The 638-nt window shown below is 48.7% G+C and carries 1 protein-coding gene; it reads right to left on the bottom strand.

Features of this window, described 5'->3' with window-relative positions:
- Positions 1–82 precede the first annotated feature (82 nt).
- Positions 83–445, bottom strand: a complete 363-nt coding sequence (locus tag NK662_RS24645) for a hypothetical protein (protein WP_254761353.1) — start codon at positions 443–445, stop codon at positions 83–85.
- Positions 446–638: the final 193 nt, after the last annotated feature.

The raw sequence follows: 638 nt of genomic DNA, 5'->3' as shown, positions 1-638 counted from the left end.
GGGATAGCAAAGGTCTTACTTGCATCACGAATGCCTGGAAGTACTTTCCGCAGTAAGTCCGCAGTGTCCCCAGGGCCAACACTCAACTGTTCCAAAGAAAGATTGGGCCTTGTGCTGAATCCACGCTCGCCGGGATCTCGAAAAACACCATGGTGTAGTGCTCATCAATACGAGTTGTAATACCAATCATAGGCTTCCTCCGTACACATTTGCAGGGGGAGATCAGTCGTCTTTTTTGCACACAATGAACTGAATCTCCTCCATCTCCTATCTGCAAAATTTTGGCATCATGGGTTTCCTTTCCTCCGCGAATAAGTGACGCCTTGCCCACCGGCCCCTTCATCTTGTTGAATCTCGCGTACAAACTAAGGTACGTCACATCAAACGGTAACATCATCACGCGGTTCTGTTGCAGGAAGGGAGACCCCGTCCTTTTTTTCCTCAAACAGATATCCTCCTCTCTGCGAAATTTTGGCTTCGTAAGGATTCCATTCCTATCTCTGCGAAATTTTGGCTCCATAAAGATTCCTTTCCTCCGCGCACACGCAGCCTGCAGCAGGAGAGAAAAGATTCATCAGAGATGACAACGAAGTGGGATGGAGTAGGGTTGAGAACGCGTTGGGGAAAGCAGAGCTGAC

This window comes from Ectobacillus ponti (assembly GCF_024294785.1).
GTDB classification, from domain to species: domain Bacteria; phylum Bacillota; class Bacilli; order Bacillales; family Bacillaceae_G; genus Ectobacillus; species Ectobacillus ponti.
The sequence above is the reverse complement of the archived record's forward strand: the minus strand, read 5'-3'. Positions and strand labels throughout refer to the sequence as shown.